The following is a 19,817-nucleotide window of genomic DNA, read 5'->3' on the forward strand; positions in this document are numbered from 1 at the left end:
CAAGGGGGAAGGAAAGTCCTGCGCCAACGCCGCTGCAAATCGCCGCCTGACGGTAATCGCGGGACGCTGGCGCCGCGCTCTTCCTTCTCCCCTTGTGGGAGAAGGTGGCCGAGCGAAGCTCGGACGGATGAGGGGTGCTGGACGGAGTGCTCACTTTTATCGCTTGCCCCTAGCGCGTCTTGCCCCGCAGGGCAACGATCGCCGCCGCCGTTTCCTCGATGGAGCGGCGGCTGACATCGATCATCGGCCAGCCATGCTTCGTGCAGAGCTGACGCGCATAGGCAAGCTCCTCGTTGATGGCGGCGCGATCGACATAGTCGGTCGGCACGAAGGCGGCGCTGTTGCCGAGGATGCGGTTCTGCCTCACATGCGAGATGCGCTCGGCCGTCGCGATCAGGCCGACGATCAACGGCGTCTTGGCGGCGATCAGGCTCTCGGGCAGCGGCACGCCGAGCACGATCGGGATGTTGGCGGTCTTGATGCCGCGATTGGCGAGATAGATCGAGGTCGGCGTCTTCGAGGTGCGCGAGATGCCGATCAGCACGATATCGGCATCGTCCATATTGGCCGGCAGCTGGCCGTCATCATGCTCCATGGTGAAGTTCAACGCGTCGATGCGGCGGAAATATTCGGCGTCGAGCACATGCTGGGCGCCGACGCGGCGACCGGCCGGCGTGCCGAGATAGGACTGGAAGACGGCGAGCACCGGCTCCAGCACCGAGACGCAAGGCAGGCCCATGGCCGCGCAGCGCTCGTCGATCGAGCGCGCGAGCTTCTGGTCGACCACGGTGTAGAGGATGATGCCGGGCTCCTCCTCGATGTCGTCGAAGACCTTGGCGACCTGCTTCTCGGTTCGGATCAGCGGATAGATATGTTCGATGGCGCGGGCGTCCTTGTATTGCGCTGACGCAGCGCGGCCGGCGGCCAGCAGCGTCTCGCCGGTGGCGTCGGAGATCAGATGCAGATGGAAGAAGCTCTGAGGTTTGTTCACAAGGGGTGGGTCCAGGCTGTGGGCAATTGTGGACAAGGCTGGATGGGCGGGCCTTGGGTAGGGAAGCGACTGTATCAGATGGCCGCTTGTCCACAATTCGACCAGCTGTAGGCTTTGTCGCGGCGCTGGGGACAAAACTGGGGATCAACTTTTCCGGGCCGATTTCATCCACAACCCGGATATCGGATCGGATCGGCCAAGCTTTTGACTCGAAAGCCTGAATCGGCCTTGTCCCCAGATCCCTCCAATTTGCGAAAACAAGTACGCGACAATATGCTGACTGGCCTTTTCGAGCCGCAGGCTGGACAGGTCGCAATCATCACAACCAACAGACTCTTAGAATCAGAAGACTCTTTTAAAATAGATATTTGATTTAAGAGAACTGGAGAGGCGGGCGCTGGATGGCTGGGAAACGGATCGTGCTCGACGTCCTCAAGGGCGAGACGGTTTCACCGCCGCCGCTCTGGATGATGCGCCAGGCGGGCCGCTATCTTCCGGAGTATCGCGAGACAAGGAAGCGCGCAGGCTCCTTCCTCGATCTCTGCTATGATCCGGACCTTGCCGTCGAGGTGACGCTGCAGCCGATCGAACGCTTCGGCTTCGACGCCTCGATCCTGTTCTCCGACATTCTCGTCGTGCCCAATGCCTTGGGAAGGGATGTCCGTTTCGAGGAAGGCCGCGGGCCGGTTCTGAAGCCGATCTCGGTGACCGAGATCGCGGCGCTGAACGGCGATCTGTTTCACGTGAATCTCGAGCCGGTCTACGAGACCGTGCGCCGGCTGCGCGCGAAGCTGCCCGACGAGACGACGCTGCTCGGCTTCTGCGGCGCGCCATGGACGGTGGCGACCTATATGATCGCCGGGCATGGAACGCCCGACCAGGGACCGGCGCGGCTGTTCGCCTATCGCGAGCCCGAGGCCTTCGCGACGCTCTTGAAGACACTGGCCGATCATTCGGCTGCCTATCTCATCCGCCAGATCGAAGCCGGCGCCGATGCGGTGCAGATTTTCGATTCCTGGTCGGGCGTGCTGGACGAGCCCTCCTTCGAGGCTTTCTGCGTCGAGCCGGTGGCCGAGATCGTGCGGCAGGTGAAGACGGTTCACCCCGACGTGCCGGTGATCGGGTTTCCCAAGGGCGCCGGCGAACGCTATCGCGACTACAGGAAGAAGACCGGTATCGCTGGTCTCGGCCTCGACTGGACCGTGCCTTTGTCCATGGCGAAGGAGCTGCAGCGCGAAGGCGCGGTGCAGGGCAATCTCGATCCGCTGCGGCTGGTCGCCGGCGGCAAGGCGCTGGCCGATGGCGTCGATGCCATCCTGAAGACGCTGGGCGGCGGGCCGCTGATCTTCAATCTCGGCCATGGCATCACGCCGGAAACGCCGGTGGCGCATGTCGAAGCGATGGTGAAAATGGTGAGGAGCCACCGATGAGCAATATGAGCAACGAGAACACCACCGGCCAGGCGATGAAGCGCATGGTGATCGGCATTGTCGTTCTCGTGGCGGCGACGGCCCTTCTCTACCTGGTGGCTGGCGACGGCTTCTATCTCTGGGCGAAGGCCATCCATGTGGTCGCGGTGATCGCCTGGATGGCGGGCATGCTCTATCTGCCGCGGCTGTTTGTCTATCATGTCGATGCCGAGAAGGGCTCGGTGCAGTCCGAAACCTTCAAGGTGATGGAGCGCCGGCTGCTCAGGGGGATCATCAATCCGGCGATGATCGTGACCTGGGTGTTCGGCCTTTGGCTGGCCTGGAAAGGCTTCGGTTTCCAGGGCGGCTGGCTGCACACCAAGATCGCGCTGGTGCTCATCCTGTCGGGTCTGCATGGCTATCTCGCCGGCGCGGTCAGGAAATTCGCCGAGGACAAGAACGAAAAGCCGGCCAGGCACTGGCGGATCGTCAACGAGATCCCCACATTGCTGATGATCGTCATCGTCATCCTGGTCGTCGTGAAGCCGTTCTAGGCTCCCCCAAAACCAGAAGAAGCCCAGCAAAAGGCGGCTTGCTCTTTCGGGCGACCGACGATAAAAGACGGGTCTTCCTTCCCGTCATGCGCCGCCCCCTTTACTCGCTTTCGGCCGCGCCCGGCATTTGTCGTATTCAGCCGATTTTTCTCCCAAAAGCCTACCCAGAGTCTATCTAATGCAAGAAATGAAACTCGCAGAGTTCAAGAACAAGAAGCCGCCGGAGCTGATCGCTTACGCCGAATCGCTCGAGGTGGAGAACGCCAGCGTCATGCGCAAGCAGGAGCTGATGTTCGCGATCCTGAAGAAGCTCGCCGCGCAAGACATCGAGATCATCGGCGACGGCGTGGTCGAGGTGCTGCAGGACGGTTTCGGCTTCCTGCGCTCGGCCAACGCAAACTACCTGCCGGGTCCAGACGACATCTATATCTCGCCGTCGCAAATCCGGCGCTTCTCGCTCAAGACCGGCGACACGGTCGAAGGACCGATCCGCAGCCCAAAAGAGGGCGAGCGCTATTTCGCCCTGCTCAAGGTCAACACCATCAATTTCGACGATCCGGAAAAAATCCGGCACAAGATCCACTTTGACAATCTGACGCCGCTCTACCCGACCTCGCGGCTGAAGATGGAAGTCGACACTCCCCCGACCAAGGACATCTCGCCGCGCGTGATCGACCTGGTGGCGCCGATCGGCAAGGGCCAGCGCGCGCTGATCAACGCCCAGCCGCGCACCGGTAAGACGGTGCTGTTGCAGAACATCGCCCATTCGATCACCGCCAACCATCCGGAATGCTACCTGATCGTGCTTCTGATCGACGAGCGTCCCGAGGAAGTGACCGACATGCAGCGCTCGGTGAAGGGCGAGGTCATCTCCTCGACCTTCGATGAGCCGGCCGCGCGCCACGTGCAGGTCGCCGAAATGGTGATCGAGAAGGCCAAGCGCCTGGTCGAGCATGGCCGCGACGTCGTGATCCTGCTCGATTCGATCACCCGCCTCGGCCGCGCCTACAACACGGTCGTGCCGTCATCCGGCAAGGTGCTGACCGGCGGTGTCGACGCCAACGCGCTGCAGCGTCCGAAGCGTTTCTTTGGCGCCGCGCGCAATATCGAAGAAGGCGGTTCGCTGACCATCATCGCCACCGCGCTGATTGACACCGGCAGCCGCATGGACGAAGTCATCTTCGAAGAGTTCAAGGGTACCGGCAACTGCGAAATCCAGCTTGACCGCAAGGTGGCCGACAAGCGCATCTATCCGGCGATCGACATCCTCAAGTCGGGCACCCGCAAGGAAGACCTGCTTGTGCCGCGTTCGGACCTGCAGAAGATCTTCGTGCTGCGTCGCATCCTGGCGCCGATGGGCACGACCGACGCGATCGAGTTCCTGATCGACAAGCTCAAGCAGACCAAGACCAACGCGGACTTCTTCGATTCGATGAATACGTGATTGGCGTAGGCTTCCCCTTCTCCCCTTGTGGGAGAAGGTGGATCGGCGCGCAGCGCCGAGACGGATGAGGGGTGTTCCAGCGGAGTGAGACGCTGGTGGCATCTGGAGCACCCCTCATCCGTCGCCTTCGGCGACACCACCCGGCCCTTCGCAGGCTCAGGGCGTTCGAAGCTCGAAAAGCCAAGCAATTGGCTTTTCGTCCGCTGCGCAGACCGCTTCTCACCCCACAAGGGGAGAAGGAAAAGGGGCTATCGCCGCAACAGCTTCTCCAACTCACTCGCAACCCTCAACGCCGGCAGGCACACTTGTCCGCTGCAGAACCAGGCGCCTGGCTTGTCCGTCGGCGGCAGCACGCCGCCCGGCAGCAAGGGTCGATTCGTTTCCGTGCCGATCGGCACGACGATATCGACCCGGCGCGGGTCGGGATTCCGATTCGCGACCGGAACGAGGCTTGAAGATCCTGGCTCATCTATGATGACAAGCTTCAGCGGCTCGAGCGCCAGGGCACAGGCATTGACGATGCCCGCCTGGCCGTAAGCCTGTTGGGATGCGCGGCCCATGGCGTGCTCGGCCGCCGCCCAGGGCTTCTCCCAGAGTTCGAGGTCGCCGGTGAGCGAAGACAACCGAACCAGAGCCTCGACGATCTGGCTGGTGGCCGAGGGAATCGCCTCATCGACATCGCCGCGGATGCGGATCGGCACGTCGCCGCTGTCCGAGGCGGTCAGCCAGTAGCCGGTCTTGTCGCTGTCCAGGTGCCAGCGGTCGAGCTCGCCGATGAAATGTCGGGCGTGATCGGAATAGGCCGGGTCGCCGGTTGCCTCGAACAACGCGATCGCGGCATTGGTCATGGCGGCGTAATCGCTGGACAGTGCCGGAAAAAGCTTCTTCGCGTCGAGCATGGAATGCGGCAGACGGCCGTCCTGGCTGGCCTCGACAATATGGGTGAACGCTTTTGCCGCGGCATCGATCCAATCCGCTCGACCGAGCGAGCGGCCGGCTTCGGCGAGTGCCGCGATCATCAGACCGTTCCAGTCGGTGAGCACCTTGCCGTCACGACCGGGTCTGACGCGTTGTTCGCGGACAGCCAGCAGCTTCGCTTTCAAAGGGGCGAGCTGAGCGTAATCGGCGATGCCCTGGCTTTGCTGTGTTTCGGTCTGGCGAATAATCGGCTTGCCTTCCCAGCCATGCGGCGCGGCCAGCTCGAAATACTGAAAGAAAGTCGGGGCCTGCTCGCCAAGCGCAGCTTCCACCTCGTCGCGGCTCCAGGTATAGAAAAGCCCCTCCTCGCCGTCGCTGTCGGCGTCGAGGCTGGCGGCAAAGGCGCCGGCTTCGACACGCATCTCGCGCAGCAGCCAGGCGACGGTCTCTTCGATTCGCAGCCGGAACAAGTCTTTGCCGGTGGCGGCATAGGCCCAGTTGCACAGGCGGATAAGCTGGGCATTGTCGTAGAGCATTTTTTCGAAATGCGGCACCAACCATTCGGCATCGGTGGAGTAGCGGCTGAGGCCACCGCCGACATGGTCGTAGATGCCGCCGGCAAGCATTTTTTCGAGGCTGGTGAGCACGGCATCGCGGTGGTCCGCGTGGCCGTCGCGCAGCCAGGACAGCCAAAGCGTATGCATGAAGGGCGCATTCGGGAATTTGGGCGCGCCCTTCAAGCCGCCGAGATCGCGGTCGATCATGCCGCCGATGCGCCCCGCGAGATCGCTGAGCGTATCGCGGTCGAGCACCGCCTTGCCCTTTGTCCCGGCAAGCCGGGATTCGACATGGGCGGTCAGCCCGTCGGCGCTTTCGGCGAGGCTCTGCTGCTTTTCCCGCCAAGCCCTGTCGACCGCTTCCAGCACCTGGATGAAGCCCGGCCGCCCGTAACGCGCCTCGCGCGGAAAATAGGTGCCGCCCCAGAAGGGCTTGCCGTCAGGCGTCAGGAACATGGTGAGCGGCCAGCCGCCCTGCTCGCCCATGGCATGGAGCGCAGCCATGTAGATCTGGTCGATGTCCGGCCGCTCCTCGCGATCGACCTTGATATTCACGTAGAGCCGGTTCATGACGGCCGCGACGGCGTCGTTCTCGAAGCTTTCATGCGCCATGACATGGCACCAATGGCAGGCGGCGTAGCCGATGGAGAGCAGAATCGGCCGGCCGAGTTCCCTGGCTTCGGCAAGGGCGGCCGGCGACCAGCCGCGCCAATGGACGGGATTGTCGCTGTGCTGCCGCAGATAGGGGCTGGCTTCTTCGGCAAGCAGGTTTCGCGCGGGCAAGGTCACGATGAGCGGCTCGGATTTGAGTTTGCAAGGCAAGTGCCTGACGCCGAAAAGTGTGAAGTGTTTTCGGGCTCCATCATTTAATCTAGGCGGTTCGGCAGGTCCGGCAAATGGTTTCGCCAATGGCTTCGAAAGATTCGATCGTCGCGCTGTCCAGCGGCCGCCTGCCCGCGGGCATCGCGGTTATCCGCATTTCCGGGCCGGAGACTCGATTCGTGGTCGAAACGATCGCCGGGCCGATTAAGGATCGGTTTACCAATTTACGGACAATCAGGGCGGCGGATGGTTCGACGATCGACCACGGGCTCGTGCTGTTCTTTCCGGGCCCCGGCAGCTTCACCGGCGAGGACGTCGCCGAGTTCCAGGTGCATGGCAGCCGCGCGGTCGCGGCCAAGATGCTGGAGACGATCACCGGCTTCGAAGGCGTCAGGCATGCCGAACCCGGGGAGTTCACCAGGCGCGCCTTTCTGAACGGCAGGTTGGATCTGGTCGAGACCGAGGCCTTGGCCGACTTGGTCAATGCAGAAACCGAGGCGCAGCGCCGGTTCGCCCTCAGCAATGCGGAAGGCGCGCAGAGCGAACTCTATTCGAGCTGGCGGCGCCGGCTGATCCATGCCCGGGCGATGATCGAGGCGGAGATCGACTTCGCCGACGAGGAGGATGTGCCTGGCTCCGTTTCGGAGGCGGTCTGGTCGGACGTGACCGCCATGATCGGCGAGATCGAACGGCACGTCGAGGGGTTCAAGGCAGCGGAGATCATCCGTGACGGTTTTGAGGTCGTGATCCTCGGCGCGCCGAATGCCGGCAAGTCCAGTCTGTTCAACGCCTTGGCGCGGCGCGAGGCGGCGATCGTCACCGATGAACCGGGCACAACCCGCGATCTGCTCGAGGTCGTCATGGATCTCAACGGGCTGAAGGTGCGGCTTGTCGATACCGCCGGGCTGCGCGACGCCGCGGGCAAGGTGGAAGCGATCGGCATCGAACGAGCGCGGGCCAAAGCTGATGTGGCGGATCTTGTTCTGCTGTTGGAGGATATGGCCAATCCGGCGCCTGTCGGGGAAGTCCCGGCTGGGGCTCCGTTGCTGAGAATCGGCACGAAGTCGGACATCGCCGACGTTGGCGCCGGTGCCTACGACCTGGTGATTTCTTCCAGGGACGGCAGCGGACTGGGGCGCCTTCTCGATGAGATCGGAAGCCGCGCCGCAGCCGCTGTTGGCGAGGCGGGTGACGTTCTGCCATCCAGAATGCGCCATGTCGAGCTGCTCAGGGAGGCAATGGATTTCCTGAGGGCGGCGCTGTCAGGGCACAGCCAGGAGCTGCGCGCCGAGGAATTGCGGTTGGCGACAGAGCGCCTCGGGCGGATCGTCGGTGCCGTCGATGTAGAGGATCTGCTCGACGTCATCTTCTCGCAGTTCTGCATTGGTAAATGATTCACGTGAAACACGGAACGGCCTCTGTCCGGCAGTGACTCACGTGAAACACTACGCAATTGGGCCGGATCGATGTTTCACGTGAAACGAGTCCGCTCTTCGTCCTTGACAGCGTGAGGTGGCAGGGACATGTGTCTGTCCATCTCTGAAAGCGGATCCATCGAAAATGACCGATCACTATGATGTGGTGGTGGTGGGCGGCGGCCATGCCGGATGCGAGGCGGCGAGTGCTGCCGCGCGCGCCGGCGCCAGAACCGCGCTGGTGACGCTTCGCTTCGACACGATCGGCGTCATGTCCTGCAATCCGGCGATCGGCGGTCTCGGCAAGGGCCATCTCGTGCGCGAGATCGATGCCATGGACGGACTGATGGGCCGCTTCGCCGATGCCGCCGGCATCCAGTTCCGCCTGCTCAATCGCCGCAAGGGGCCGGCCGTGCGCGGGCCGCGCACCCAGGCCGACCGCAAGCTCTATCGGCTCGCCATACAGGAAGCGATTCGGCAGCAGAACAATCTCGACGTGATCGAAGGCGAGGCTATCGACTTCGAAATCATGGACTGTCGAATCGCTGCCGTTCAGATTTCTGGTGACCGCCGGTTGGCTTGCGGCGCCGTGGTGCTGACCACCGGCACCTTTCTGCGCGGCCTGATTCATATCGGCGAGAAGAAGATCGTCGCCGGCCGCATGAACGAGCAGGCGAGCCACGGCCTGTCGGCGACGATGGCGCGCGCGGGTTTCAAGCTCGGGCGCCTGAAGACCGGAACGCCCCCTCGCCTCGACGGCCGCACCATCGACTGGGCCTCGCTGGACGCCCAAGCCGCGGACGAAGATCCGGTGCCGTTCTCGCTGATGACGGACGCTATCGCCAACCCGCAGATCCATTGCGGCATCACGCGCACCATGCCGGCAACGCATGATTTGATCCGCGCCAATCTTGGCCGCTCGGCCATGTATTCCGGCTCGATCGAAGGCGTCGGCCCGCGCTATTGCCCATCGATCGAGGACAAGATCGTCAAGTTCGGTGACCGCGAGGGCCATCAGATTTTCCTGGAGCCGGAAGGTCTCGATGACGACACGGTCTATCCGAACGGCATCTCGACCTCGCTGCCGGAGGACGTTCAGCTCGAGATCCTGAAGACCATTCCCGGGCTGGAGAAGGCGACGATGCTGCAGCCGGGCTATGCGATCGAATACGATCATGTCGACCCGCGCGAGCTGAAGACGACGCTGGAGACGAAGCGCGTCGCCGGCCTGTTCCTTGCCGGGCAGATCAACGGCACGACCGGTTACGAAGAGGCCGGTGCGCAAGGCCTGCTTGCCGGCATCAACGCGGCGCGCAAGGCGGCCGGCAGTGACGAATTCGTGCTCAGCCGGACCGAAGCCTATATCGGCGTGATGGTCGATGACCTCACCAGCCGCGGCATCGCAGAGCCCTATCGCATGTTCACCTCGCGCGCCGAGTTCCGGCTTTCGCTGCGCGCCGATAACGCCGACGAGCGGCTGACGCCGCTGGCCGACAAGCTCGGCATCGCGTCGTCGGAGCGGCTGCAGCGCTTCGGCGGGATGGTCCGGGAGCTCGATGAGGCTCGTATCTTGGCGAAGTCGGTGGCCTGGACGCCAAACGAGGCGGCGCGGCTGGGGGTGGAGATCAACAAAGACGGAGTGCGCCGCTCGGCTTACGACCTCTTGGCGCATCCGGGCGTCGACATGGCCTGGCTCGCCCGCGTCGAACCGCGCTTTGCCGCGCTTGACGCCAAGACCGCCGAGCGGCTTGAAACGGAAGCGAAATATTCGGTTTACCTCGATCGCCAGCAGGCGGATGTGGCACAGATCAGGCATGAGGAATCGCGGCTCATCCCGGAGGGGATCGACTTCTCGGATGTGCCGGGCCTGTCGAACGAGCTGAAGCAGAAGATGAAGACGCGCCAGCCGCGTTCGATTGCCGACGCGCAACGGATGGAAGGCATGACGCCGGCGGCGCTTGCCATCATTGTCGCGCATGTCCGCAATGCCGAGCTTGGCGCGCGAAGGTCCGTCGCGTGAGCGCGGACGCCTGGGCGGACCTGCAGAAGGCAGCGGGTCCGGTTTCACGTGAAACATTCGAGCGGCTTGGGGCTTTCGAACAGCTGTTCCTGAAATGGAACCGCAGCATCAATCTGGCGGCGCCGTCGACGCTGGACGATGTCTGGCGGCGCCATATCCTGGATAGCGCCCAGCTTGCGCGAATCGCCCCCGCCGCAACACGCTGGGTCGATCTCGGCTCGGGCGGCGGGTTTCCCGGCTTGGTGCTCGGCTTCCTGCTCAAAGAACGTCCCGGCGCATCGATCGATCTTGTCGAGAGCAACCGCAAGAAGGCGTCGTTCCTGCAGTCTGTCGTGGGCCAATTCGATTTGCCGGCGCGGGTCCTGGCGAAGCGCATCGACGACAGCTATCCGCTTGTTTCCGCGCCGGAAATCGTCACGGCGCGGGCGCTCGCCGCGCTCCCGGACCTGCTCGATCTGGCTGCGCCCTGGCTGACCAAAGGGGCGCGCGCGCTTTTCCATAAAGGCCGGGATTACCGGGCCGAAGTGGAAGAAAGCACTCACCGCTGGGGCTTCGATCTGGTAGAACATTCGAGCATGACCGACCCCCATGGCGTCGTCCTCGAAATCAGCGACTTGCGTCCGGCGAAACAGCAATGAATTACTGGCATAGGCCCATGAGCACAGCACCGCGTATCATCACCGTCGCCAACCAGAAGGGCGGCGTCGGCAAGACGACGACCGCCATCAATCTGGCGACGGCCCTGGCCGCGATCGGCGAGCGCGTGCTGATCGTCGATCTCGATCCGCAGGGCAATGCCAGCACCGGGCTCGGCATCGACCGCAAGGACCGGACCGTCTCGTCCTATGATGTGCTGACCGGCGAGCTCGAGCTGGAAGCGGCAGCCGTGCCGACGGCGGTGCCGGGCCTGTCCATTGTGCCTTCGACGCTTGACCTGCTCGGCATCGAGATGGAGATCGCCTCGGCGCCCGACCGCGTGCTCAGGCTGCGCAATGCGCTGCGCGCCGCGGCAGAGCGGTCGGCGCCGTTCGGCTATGTGCTGATCGACTGCCCGCCCTCGCTCAATCTTTTGACTTTGAATTCAATGGCGGCGGCCGACTCTGTTCTCGTGCCGCTGCAATGCGAGTTCTTCGCGCTGGAGGGTCTCAGCCAGTTGCTGGAAACGGTCGAGCAGGTGCGTGGCACGATCAATCCGGACCTCACCATCCAGGGGATCGTGCTCACCATGTATGACGGCCGCAACAACCTCGCCAACCAGGTGGTGCAGGATGTGCGCACCCATATGGGCGACAAGGTCTATGAGACGATCATCCCACGCAACGTGCGCGTCTCCGAGGCGCCTTCCTATGGCAAGCCGGCGATCCTCTATGACCTGAAATGCTCGGGCAGCCAGGCCTATCTGCAGCTCGCCTCCGAGGTGATCCGCCGCGAGCGCAAGCTGCGCGCCGCCTGAGTCGCTGGCTGCCGCTAGGTTGGTTAACTATCCGATTCGATTCCGAAACGATCTGGACATTATAATGAGCGAAGACCAATCGAGAAAAAGACTGGGCCGTGGCCTCGCGGCGCTGATCGGCGAAATCGACCGTCCGGCGGCACCGGAAAAGCCGAGCGCGACGGTGGCGGCGGACGGCAAGGTGCCGATCGAATTCGTCAGCCCTAACCCGAAGAACCCGCGCCGGCATTTCGGCGATGCCGAGCTGACCGACCTTGCCCAGTCGATCCGCGAGCATGGCGTGGTACAGCCGGTGGTGGCGCGCCCCTCGCCCTCGCAGACCGGCCGCTACGAGATCATCGCCGGCGAGCGGCGCTGGCGGGCGGCGCAGCGCGCGGGGCTTACCGAAATCCCGATCATCGTGCGCGACGTCAACGACCGCACGGCGCTGGAATTGGCAATCATCGAAAACGTGCAGCGCGCCGACCTCAATCCGGTCGAGGAGGCGCAAGGCTATCAGCAGCTCATCGACGAGCATGGCTATACCCAGGCCGATCTCGGCCAGGTGATCGGCAAGAGCCGCAGCCATGTCGCCAACACGCTTAGGCTTTTGAAGCTGCCCCCCGTGATCCACTCAATGCTGGTCGACGGCGATCTCTCAGCCGGCCATGCCCGCACGCTGGTGACCGCCGAGGACCCGGCCGGGCTCGCCAAGCGCATCGTCAAGGAGGGGCTTTCGGTGCGTCAGGCCGAAGCGCTGGCGCAGACGCCCGCCGGTCCGACGCCGGCCAAGGTGAAGTCCGCGACAACCGCGCCCGAAAAGGATCCCGACACGCTGGCGCTCGAGAAGCTGATGACCGACACGATCGGCATGATCGTTAGCATCGAGCACAAGGGCAAGGGTGGCACGCTGCGCGTCGATTACCGCTCGCTGGAGCAGCTCGACGAGCTCTGCCGGCGGCTGAAGGACGAGCGGTAGGCGGCTGCGGCGCAACGGTTTTTGGCGGCAGCTGAGGTTTTCGCTTAAGCCTGGATACGCCTGATATATCGGTGATAGACAATGAGGGCTGACGCTGTGCCAGCCCGTTTATTCCGGATCATTGGCGAAACGATCTCCTCCATTGTGGGCAAGGCAAACCCAGATAGGGCAGCGCTGCCCCCTCTCCGTCCGCTACGCGGCCACCTTCCCCCCACTTTGTGGGGGCGAGGAAACGCTAATCGCCGAGGACGCGGCCTTTGCAAGCCTCGGTTCCTCGCCCCCGCCGGAGGCGGGGAGAGGTGGCTCGGCGCACAGCGCCGAGACGGAGAGGGGAGCGCCCTATGCGATTGCCCTGCCTACAGAAGGGAGATCAGCTGCGCTGCCCCAATCTCGCGCTTTCGATCGCGATGCCGAGCAGCGCCTGCCTGGCCAGCGCTTCCGACAGTTCCGGCCGTTTGCGCGTCTGCAGCACCGCCGTCTGCAGCCGGCTAAGCGCCCGACCGAGCGCCTCGACATTCCAGCGCTCCAGCGTCTTTTCCACCAGCTTGCGGCGCGAGAAGAAGACGGGCGGACGGGCGCCGGCAACGACCGAGGCGGCATTGCGGCCGCCGGATTCCATCTGGCCGCGCATCACCTGGATCGCCTGCAATTGCCGCATCGCCGAGGACAGCACCAGGAACGGATGGCCGTCGGACTGGCAGTGACGGGTGAAGGCGATGTCAAAATCGCCGACCTTGCCGTCCAGCATGGCATCGACCGCGGCATCGAAGGAAGCGCCGGAGACGTCGCCTGACAGCGCGTTGATGTCCTCGATGCCGATCTCCTTGCGGCCGTGCGCGTAAAGAACCAGCTTCTCGATCTCGCCGCGCGAGGCCAGCCGGTCGCCACCGAGATTGCGTCGCAGCGCCTGCCTCGCGTCCAATGTCATCGACATGCCGGCCTTGCGCAATTCGTCGTCGATCACCGAATCCAGGTCGCGGGCTTCGTCGGCATAGCAGGGCAGAGCGACCGCATTGCCCGCGGCCTCGACAATGGCCCTCAGGCCGGTGCCCTTCTTCAGGTCGCCGGCCTCGATCAGGATGACGGCGTCGCGCGCGGGCTCGGTTGTCAGCGCCTTGATGTCGTCGGCCAGCGCCTTCTGGCCGCTGGCATTGCGCACCCAAAGCAGCCGCCGGTCGGAAAACATCGGCACGGTGCGCGCCTCGTCGAGCAGCCGGCCCGCGTCGCGGTCGACCTCGGCACCGTCGAGCTTCACCACCGAGAACGGGTCGTCGAGCGGCAGGCCGGTTTTCGCGGCGAAGGCTTTCGCGCGCTCGGCGACAAGGCCGCGGTCGGGACCGTAGAGCAGGACGATTCCCATGGAGGGGTCGGGCCTCGCCAGCCACGAATCGACCTCGTATCCTTTCTTCTGTGCCATGCGGCGTGAGTTAGCATGAGGCGGGGCGGGAGTGAACGGAGAAGCGGCGGGCCTCTCTTCGTCATTCTCGGGCTCGACCCGAGAATTCATGCCGTGACTTCTGCCGCGGAGCACAACGGTGCAGAATATTCTGTAACCGCGGCAACGCCTTGGCGTAACGGCATGGATTCTAGGGTCTGCGCGCGTCGCTCCGCTCCTTGCTCCGCCCTAGAATGACGACCGCAAGATAGCGTTCTGTCACGCCCCCCTCTGCCCTGCCGGGCATCTCCCCCACGAGGGGGGAGATTAGCTGCTTCGGCCGCCGCGCATATCCCACTTACCTTTTCTAACGACAATCGCCTCGCAAACTTCCGCCAAATTGCGCGGGGCGCGAAAACATCGACAAGAAATTTCGTCGCCATATCTGCATCTTGAGCCTGTGCGTCGCATCGGCTTGCCGAGGCCGGCGCCGGGGAGGACGGCCGTGCCCAGACCCGGCGAATTGGCACTGGTCTGGCGGCGCGGATGTGCAAAGATCGCACCGGCAACATTGGAGGATGTGAGCGTATGGCCGATGCTGGAATGTTGCGCTTTCATGTGCCCGAGCCCGAGGTGCGGCCCGGCGGCACGCCCGATTTCTCGAATGTGACCATTCCCAAGGCCGGCTCGGTGCCGCGTCCCGAGATCGACGTCGATCCGCGCACCATCCGCGATATGGCTTTCTCCATCATCCGCGTGCTGAACCGCGCCGGCGAGGCCGTCGGGCCATGGGCGGGGCTGCTCAGCGATAAGGAATTGCTCGAAGGCCTGCGCCACATGATGACGCTTCGAACCTTCGACGCGCGCATGCAGATGGCGCAGCGCCAGGGCAAGACCTCCTTCTACATGCAGCATCTTGGCGAGGAAGCGGTGAGCTGCGCTTTCCGCAAGGCGCTCAAGCCGGGCGACATGAATTTCCCGACCTATCGGCAGGCAGGTCTTCTCATCGCCGACGGCTATCCGATGGTTTCGATGATGAACCAGATCTATTCCAACGAGGCCGATCCGCTGAAGGGCCGGCAGCTGCCGGTCATGTACTCCTCGAAGGAGCACGGCTTCTTCTCGATCTCCGGCAATCTGGCGACGCAATATATCCAGGCGGTCGGCTGGGCGATGGCCTCGGCGATCTCCAACGATTCGCGCATTGCCGCCGCCTGGATCGGCGACGGCTCGACGGCCGAGTCCGATTTCCATGCGGCGCTGGTCTTCGCTTCGACCTACAAGGCTCCTGTCGTGCTCAACGTCGTCAACAACCAGTGGGCGATCTCGACCTTCCAGGGCATCGCCCGCGGCGGTTCCGGCACGTTCGCCGCGCGGGGCCTCGGCTTCGGCATTCCTTCGCTGCGCGTCGACGGCAACGACTATCTCGCCGTGCACGCCGTGGCGAAATGGGCGGTCGAACGGGCGCGCGCCAATCTCGGACCGACACTGGTCGAATACGTCACCTACCGCGTCGGCGCGCATTCGACGTCCGACGATCCGTCGGCCTACCGGCCGAAAGCCGAGTCCGACGCCTGGCCGCTCGGCGATCCGGTGATCCGGCTGAAGAACCACCTCATCCAGAAGGGCGTCTGGTCCGAGGATCGCCACACCCAGGCGGAGGCCGAGGTCCTCGAAACGGTGATCGCCGCGCAGAAGGAGGCGGAGGGCCATGGCACGTTGCATGCCGGCGGCAAGCCGTCGACCCGCGACATGTTCGAGGGCGTCTATGCCGAGATGCCGCCGCATCTCAGGCGCCAGCGCCAGCAGGCAGGGGTCTGACCATGCCCAGGCGTACCATGATCGAGGCCATCCGCGACGCCATGGACGTGTCGATGGGCCGCGACAATAAAGTCATCGTCTATGGCGAGGATGTCGGCTTCTTCGGCGGCGTGTTCCGCGCCACGCAAGGCCTGCAGGCCAAATACGGCAAGAGCCGCTGTTTCGACGCGCCGATCAGCGAATCCGGCATCGTCGGTTCGGCCATCGGCATGGCCGCCTACGGGTTGAAGCCGTGCGTCGAGGTGCAGTTTGCCGACTATGTTTATCCGGCCTATGACCAGATCGTCTCGGAGGCGGCGCGGCTGCGTTACCGCTCGAACTGCGATTTCACCTGCCCGATCGTGGTGCGCATGCCGACCGGCGGCGGCATCTTTGGCGGCCAGACGCACAGCCAGAGCCCGGAAGCGCTGTTCACCCATGTCTCCGGCCTGAAGGTGATCGTGCCGTCCAATCCGCACGACGCCAAGGGCTTGCTGATCGCGGCGATCGAGGATCCGGATCCGGTGATCTTCCTCGAGCCGAAGCGGCTCTACAACGGGCCGTTCGACGGCCATCACGACCGGCCGGTGACCCCGTGGTCGAAGCATGAGCTCGGCGACGTTGCCGACGGCCACTACACGATCCCGCTCGGCAAGGCGGCGATCCGCCGGCCCGGATCGGCGGTCACGGTGCTCGCCTATGGCACGATGGTCTATGTCGCGCAGGCCGCGGCCGAGGAGACTGGCATCGACGCCGAGGTGATCGACCTCAGGACGCTGCTGCCGCTCGACCTCGAGACGATCGTCACCTCGGTGAAGAAGACCGGACGCTGCGTCGTCGTGCATGAAGCGACGCTGACCTCCGGCTTCGGCGCCGAGCTGGTCTCGCTGGTCCAGGAGAACTGCTTCTACCATCTGGAAGCGCCGGTGGCGCGCGTCGCCGGCTGGGACACGCCCTATCCGCATGCGCAGGAGTGGGACTATTTCCCCGGCCCGGCGCGGGTCGGCCGCGCCTTGCTTGAAACGTTGGAAGCTTAGGGGGAGGCCTGAGATGGGCGAACACGTCATCAAGCTTCCCGATGTCGGCGAAGGCGTCGCCGAGGCCGAGCTTGTCGAGTGGCACGTCAAGGTCGGCGACCTTGTGCGCGAGGACACGGTTCTCGCCGCCGTCATGACCGACAAGGCGACCGTCGAGATCCCGTCGCCGGTCGACGGCGAGATCCTGTGGCTCGGCGCCGAGATCGGCGACACGGTGGCGATCGGCTCGCCGATCGTGCGGCTGAAGGTGGCCGGCGAAGGCAATGTAAAGGCAGCCGCCGAAGCCGTGCCCGAGGCGAAAGCGCCGGCTCAGCCGGCCGAGGCAAATCCAGTGCCGGCACCGGCCGCCCCGAAGCCAGCTCCGGAGCCGCCGAAGACGACCACAGCCGCGCCGAAAGCCGCGCGTCCTGCCTCCGTTTCCGGCGCGCAGCGCGCGGAGGGCGAAAAGCCGCTGGCTTCGCCAGCCGTGCGGCTGCGCGCCAAGGAAGCCGGCATCGATTTGCGCCAGGTTCCGGGCAGCGGTCCGGCCGGGCGCATCAGCCATGAGGACATCGACGCGTTTGTAGCACGCGGCCCGCAGGTCGCCCGCGCCACCGGACTTGCACGCAAGGACGGCGTCGAGGACATCAAGGTCGTCGGGCTCAGGCGCAAGATCGCCGAAAAGATGTCGCTGGCGAAATCGCGCATCCCTCATATCACCTATGTCGAAGAGATCGACGTGACGGCCTTGGAGGAATTGCGCGCGACGCTGAATAAGGAGAAGCGTGCCGATCGCCCCAAGCTGACGCTGCTGCCATTCCTGATGCGGGCGATGGTCAAGGCGATCGGCGAGCAGCCCAACCTTAACGCGCTGTTCGACGACGAAGCCGGCATCATCCACCAGCATGAGGGCATCCATATCGGCATCGCCGCGCAGACGCCCAACGGGCTGGTGGTGCCGGTGGTAAAACATGCCGAGGCGCGCGACCTCTGGGATAGTGCTGTGGAAGTCAACCGGCTGGCCGATGCGGCCAAGGCCGGCACGGCGAGCCGCGAGGAGCTGTCCGGCTCGACCATCACCATCACCTCGCTCGGCGCCATGGGCGGCGTTGCGACCACGCCGGTCATCAACTATCCGGAAGTGGCGATCGTCGGCGTCAACAAGATCATGGTGCGGCCGGTCTGGGACGGCACCCAGTTCATCCCGCGCAAGATGATGAACCTGTCGTCCAGCTTCGACCATCGCGTCATCGACGGCTGGGATGCCGCGGTCTTCGTCCAGCGCATCAAGGCGCTGCTGGAAACGCCGGCGCTGATTTTTGTGGATTGAGGGGTGGATGTTGGGCTTGAACGTCGCGGCGCCGGGATGCGCGCTCCACCTTCTCCCCTTGTGGGAGAAGGTGTCGCCGCAGGCGACGGATGAGGGGTGCTCCAGCGGAGTGAGACGTTGGCATTCCCTGGAACACCCCTCATCCGTCTCGGCGCTATCGCGCCGATCCACCTTCCCCCACAAGGGGGGAAGGGAAGGCGCGTACCGGCCATCGCCGAGAGGGCAGTCGATATGAAAGAAATCTCCTGCAAGCTGCTGGTCATCGGCGCCGGCCCGGGCGGTTATGTCTGCGCCATCCGCGCCGGGCAGCTCGGTGTCGATACGGTCATTGTTGAAGTTGCGAAGCCGGGCGGCACCTGCCTCAATGTCGGCTGCATCCCCTCCAAGGCGCTGATCCATGCGGCGGAGGAGTTCGAGAAAATAGCGCATATGGCCTCCGGCAAGGATCCGCTCGGCATCAAGGTCGCCGCGCCGACGCTGGACCTCGCCAGAACCGTCGCGTGGAAGGACGGTGTCGTTAGCCGGCTCAACAGCGGCGTGGCTGGGTTGCTGAAGAGGGCCAAGGTGAAGACCGTGCAGGGCTGGGCGACGTTCCGCGACGGCAAGACCGTCGAGGTCGAAACCGAGACCGGCACGCAGGTCATCCGCGCCGAAGCCGTCGTGATCGCCACCGGCTCGGCGCCTGTCGAATTGCCGTTCCTGCCTTTCGGCGGTCCGGTCATCTCGTCCACCGAGGCGCTGGCGCTAAGCGATGTGCCGAAGAAGCTCGCGGTCGTCGGCGGCGGCTATATCGGTCTCGAGCTCGGCATGGCCTTCGCCAGGATGGGCGCCAAGGTCACGGTGATCGAAGCGTTGCCGCGCGTGCTGGCGCAATATGACGCCGAGCTGACGCGGCCCGTGCTGAAGCGGCTTGGCGAGCTTGGCGTCGAAGTCATGACGGGCGCGAAGGCCAAAGGATTGTCGACCAAGAGCGACGCGCTGCTGGTCGAGACGGCGGACGGCAAGAACGCCAAGGTCACCGCCGACAAGATCCTGGTCACGGTTGGCCGCAAGCCGCTCACCGAGGGCTGGGGGCTGGACCAGATCGACCTCGACAAAGCGGGAAAATTCATCCGCATTGATGACCAGTGCCGCAGCTCGATGCGCGGCATCTTTGCCATCGGCGACGTCACCGGCGAGCCGATGCTGGCGCATCGCGCCATGGCGCAGGGCGAGATGGTGGCCGAGATCGTCGCCGGCCACAAGAGAAGCTGGGACAAGCGCGCCATTCCCGCGATCTGCTTCACCGATCCGGAGCTGGTCACCGCGGGTCTCACGCCGGAAGAAGCGAAAGCATTCGCCGGCGAGGTCAAGATCGGCCAGTTTCCCTTCGCCGCCAACGGCCGGGCGATGACGAAACAGGGCGAGGACGGGTTTGTCCGCGTGGTTGCTCGCGCGGACAATCATCTGGTGCTCGGCATCCAGGCGGTCGGGCAAGGCGTGTCGGAACTGTCCGCGGCATTCGGCCTGGCGCTGGAGATGGGGGCGCGGCTGGAGGACATTGCCGGGACGATCCATGCGCATCCGACGCAGGGCGAGGGTTTCCAGGAAGCGGCGCTGAAGGCGCTGGGGCACGCGCTGCATATATAAGGCAAGTGATCTCCCCCCTTGAGGGGGAGATGGCCGGCAGGCCAAAGGGGGTCGGTGCGACTGGATGCGACTTCCCTTGCGACAAATGGAGGGTTGGCGCTTCACGCGCGGCGACCCCCTCTGTCG

Annotated in this window: 15 protein-coding genes; 12 read left to right on the top strand and 3 right to left on the bottom strand. The window is 64.3% G+C overall.

Annotated features, from left to right (window positions below):
- Positions 1 to 169: 169 nt before the first annotated feature.
- A complete protein-coding gene (locus tag EOA23_RS10385) occupies positions 170 to 991 on the bottom strand; it encodes a pyruvate, water dikinase regulatory protein (RefSeq protein ID WP_126063556.1) in 822 nt (273 codons plus the stop codon).
- A gap of 401 nt (positions 992 to 1,392) precedes the next feature.
- On the opposite strand from EOA23_RS10385, the gene hemE reads away from it, so the two are divergent.
- From hemE to rho, 3 genes are all read left to right on the top strand, one after another.
- Entirely contained in the window at positions 1,393 to 2,421 is a 1,029-nt protein-coding gene (gene hemE / locus EOA23_RS10390; RefSeq protein ID WP_127303905.1) for a uroporphyrinogen decarboxylase, read from the top strand.
- A complete protein-coding gene (hemJ, locus tag EOA23_RS10395; protein WP_127303907.1) occupies positions 2,418 to 2,954 on the top strand; it encodes a protoporphyrinogen oxidase HemJ in 537 nt (178 codons plus the stop codon). Before hemE ends, hemJ begins: the two co-directional genes overlap by 4 nt.
- Before the next feature lie 178 nt (positions 2,955 to 3,132).
- Positions 3,133 to 4,398 carry a transcription termination factor Rho gene (rho, locus tag EOA23_RS10400; protein WP_108702996.1) on the top strand — a complete coding sequence of 422 codons (1,266 nt, stop codon included), beginning with the start codon at positions 3,133 to 3,135 and terminating at the stop codon, positions 4,396 to 4,398.
- 248 nt (positions 4,399 to 4,646) lie between these two features.
- Here the strand turns inward: rho and EOA23_RS10405 are convergent, their stop codons facing one another.
- Positions 4,647 to 6,662: a thioredoxin domain-containing protein gene (locus EOA23_RS10405; protein ID WP_127303909.1), complete on the bottom strand. Its 2,016-nt coding sequence runs from the start codon at positions 6,660 to 6,662 to the stop codon at positions 4,647 to 4,649.
- Between the two features lie 119 nt (positions 6,663 to 6,781).
- Between EOA23_RS10405 and mnmE the strand changes: the two genes are divergently transcribed.
- The 5 genes from mnmE to EOA23_RS10430 all read left to right on the top strand — a co-directional run bounded on the left by mnmE (position 6,782) and on the right by EOA23_RS10430 (position 12,541).
- Entirely contained in the window at positions 6,782 to 8,089 is a 1,308-nt protein-coding gene (gene mnmE, locus EOA23_RS10410) for a tRNA uridine-5-carboxymethylaminomethyl(34) synthesis GTPase MnmE (RefSeq protein ID WP_127303911.1), read from the top strand.
- Between the two features lie 166 nt (positions 8,090 to 8,255).
- Entirely contained in the window at positions 8,256 to 10,130 is a 1,875-nt protein-coding gene (mnmG, locus tag EOA23_RS10415; protein WP_127303913.1) for a tRNA uridine-5-carboxymethylaminomethyl(34) synthesis enzyme MnmG, read from the top strand.
- A complete protein-coding gene (gene rsmG, locus EOA23_RS10420; RefSeq protein WP_127303915.1) occupies positions 10,127 to 10,768 on the top strand; it encodes a 16S rRNA (guanine(527)-N(7))-methyltransferase RsmG in 642 nt (213 codons plus the stop codon). Before mnmG ends, rsmG begins: the two co-directional genes overlap by 4 nt.
- A 17-nt stretch (positions 10,769 to 10,785) precedes the next feature.
- Positions 10,786 to 11,583 carry a ParA family protein gene (locus tag EOA23_RS10425; protein ID WP_112128796.1) on the top strand — a complete coding sequence of 266 codons (798 nt, stop codon included), beginning with the start codon at positions 10,786 to 10,788 and terminating at the stop codon, positions 11,581 to 11,583.
- A gap of 64 nt (positions 11,584 to 11,647) precedes the next feature.
- Positions 11,648 to 12,541: a ParB/RepB/Spo0J family partition protein gene (locus tag EOA23_RS10430; RefSeq protein WP_127303917.1), complete on the top strand. Its 894-nt coding sequence runs from the start codon at positions 11,648 to 11,650 to the stop codon at positions 12,539 to 12,541.
- 370 nt (positions 12,542 to 12,911) lie between these two features.
- Here the strand turns inward: EOA23_RS10430 and holA are convergent, their stop codons facing one another.
- Positions 12,912 to 13,958, bottom strand: a complete 1,047-nt coding sequence (gene holA / locus EOA23_RS10435; protein ID WP_127303919.1) for a DNA polymerase III subunit delta — start codon at positions 13,956 to 13,958, stop codon at positions 12,912 to 12,914.
- 546 nt (positions 13,959 to 14,504) lie between these two features.
- Between holA and EOA23_RS10440 the strand changes: the two genes are divergently transcribed.
- From EOA23_RS10440 to lpdA, 4 genes are all read left to right on the top strand, one after another.
- Entirely contained in the window at positions 14,505 to 15,737 is a 1,233-nt protein-coding gene (locus EOA23_RS10440; protein WP_127303921.1) for a 3-methyl-2-oxobutanoate dehydrogenase (2-methylpropanoyl-transferring) subunit alpha, read from the top strand.
- A gap of 2 nt (positions 15,738 to 15,739) precedes the next feature.
- On the top strand, positions 15,740 to 16,753 hold the full coding sequence (locus EOA23_RS10445; protein WP_127303923.1) for an alpha-ketoacid dehydrogenase subunit beta: 1,014 nt from the start codon (positions 15,740 to 15,742) through the stop codon (positions 16,751 to 16,753).
- Between the two features lie 13 nt (positions 16,754 to 16,766).
- Positions 16,767 to 18,062 (top strand): dihydrolipoamide acetyltransferase family protein, encoded by a 1,296-nt coding sequence (locus EOA23_RS10450; protein WP_127303925.1) that lies wholly within the window; start codon positions 16,767 to 16,769, stop codon positions 18,060 to 18,062.
- A gap of 231 nt (positions 18,063 to 18,293) precedes the next feature.
- Positions 18,294 to 19,691 (top strand): dihydrolipoyl dehydrogenase, encoded by a 1,398-nt coding sequence (gene lpdA / locus EOA23_RS10455; RefSeq protein WP_127303927.1) that lies wholly within the window; start codon positions 18,294 to 18,296, stop codon positions 19,689 to 19,691.
- The last annotated feature ends 126 nt before the right edge of the window (positions 19,692 to 19,817 follow it).

It is taken from the genome of Mesorhizobium sp. M2A.F.Ca.ET.042.01.1.1, assembly GCF_003997405.1.
In the GTDB taxonomy this organism is placed as follows: domain Bacteria; phylum Pseudomonadota; class Alphaproteobacteria; order Rhizobiales; family Rhizobiaceae; genus Mesorhizobium.

What these genes read in the sequence shown, in the direction of transcription:
- hemE (WP_127303905.1), top strand. Translation starts at nt 1,393, where the DNA reads ATGGCTGGGAAACGGATCGTGCTCGACGTCCTCAAGGGCGAGACGGTT.
- hemJ (WP_127303907.1), top strand. Translation starts at nt 2,418, where the DNA reads ATGAGCAATATGAGCAACGAGAACACCACCGGCCAGGCGATGAAGCGC.
- rho (WP_108702996.1), top strand. Translation starts at nt 3,133, where the DNA reads ATGCAAGAAATGAAACTCGCAGAGTTCAAGAACAAGAAGCCGCCGGAG.
- mnmE (WP_127303911.1), top strand. Translation starts at nt 6,782, where the DNA reads ATGGCTTCGAAAGATTCGATCGTCGCGCTGTCCAGCGGCCGCCTGCCC.
- mnmG (WP_127303913.1), top strand. Translation starts at nt 8,256, where the DNA reads ATGACCGATCACTATGATGTGGTGGTGGTGGGCGGCGGCCATGCCGGA.
- EOA23_RS10425 (WP_112128796.1), top strand. Translation starts at nt 10,786, where the DNA reads ATGAGCACAGCACCGCGTATCATCACCGTCGCCAACCAGAAGGGCGGC.
- EOA23_RS10430 (WP_127303917.1), top strand. Translation starts at nt 11,648, where the DNA reads ATGAGCGAAGACCAATCGAGAAAAAGACTGGGCCGTGGCCTCGCGGCG.
- holA (WP_127303919.1), bottom strand. Translation starts at nt 13,958, where the DNA reads ATGGCACAGAAGAAAGGATACGAGGTCGATTCGTGGCTGGCGAGGCCC.
- EOA23_RS10440 (WP_127303921.1), top strand. Translation starts at nt 14,505, where the DNA reads ATGGCCGATGCTGGAATGTTGCGCTTTCATGTGCCCGAGCCCGAGGTG.
- EOA23_RS10445 (WP_127303923.1), top strand. Translation starts at nt 15,740, where the DNA reads ATGCCCAGGCGTACCATGATCGAGGCCATCCGCGACGCCATGGACGTG.
- EOA23_RS10450 (WP_127303925.1), top strand. Translation starts at nt 16,767, where the DNA reads ATGGGCGAACACGTCATCAAGCTTCCCGATGTCGGCGAAGGCGTCGCC.
- lpdA (WP_127303927.1), top strand. Translation starts at nt 18,294, where the DNA reads ATGAAAGAAATCTCCTGCAAGCTGCTGGTCATCGGCGCCGGCCCGGGC.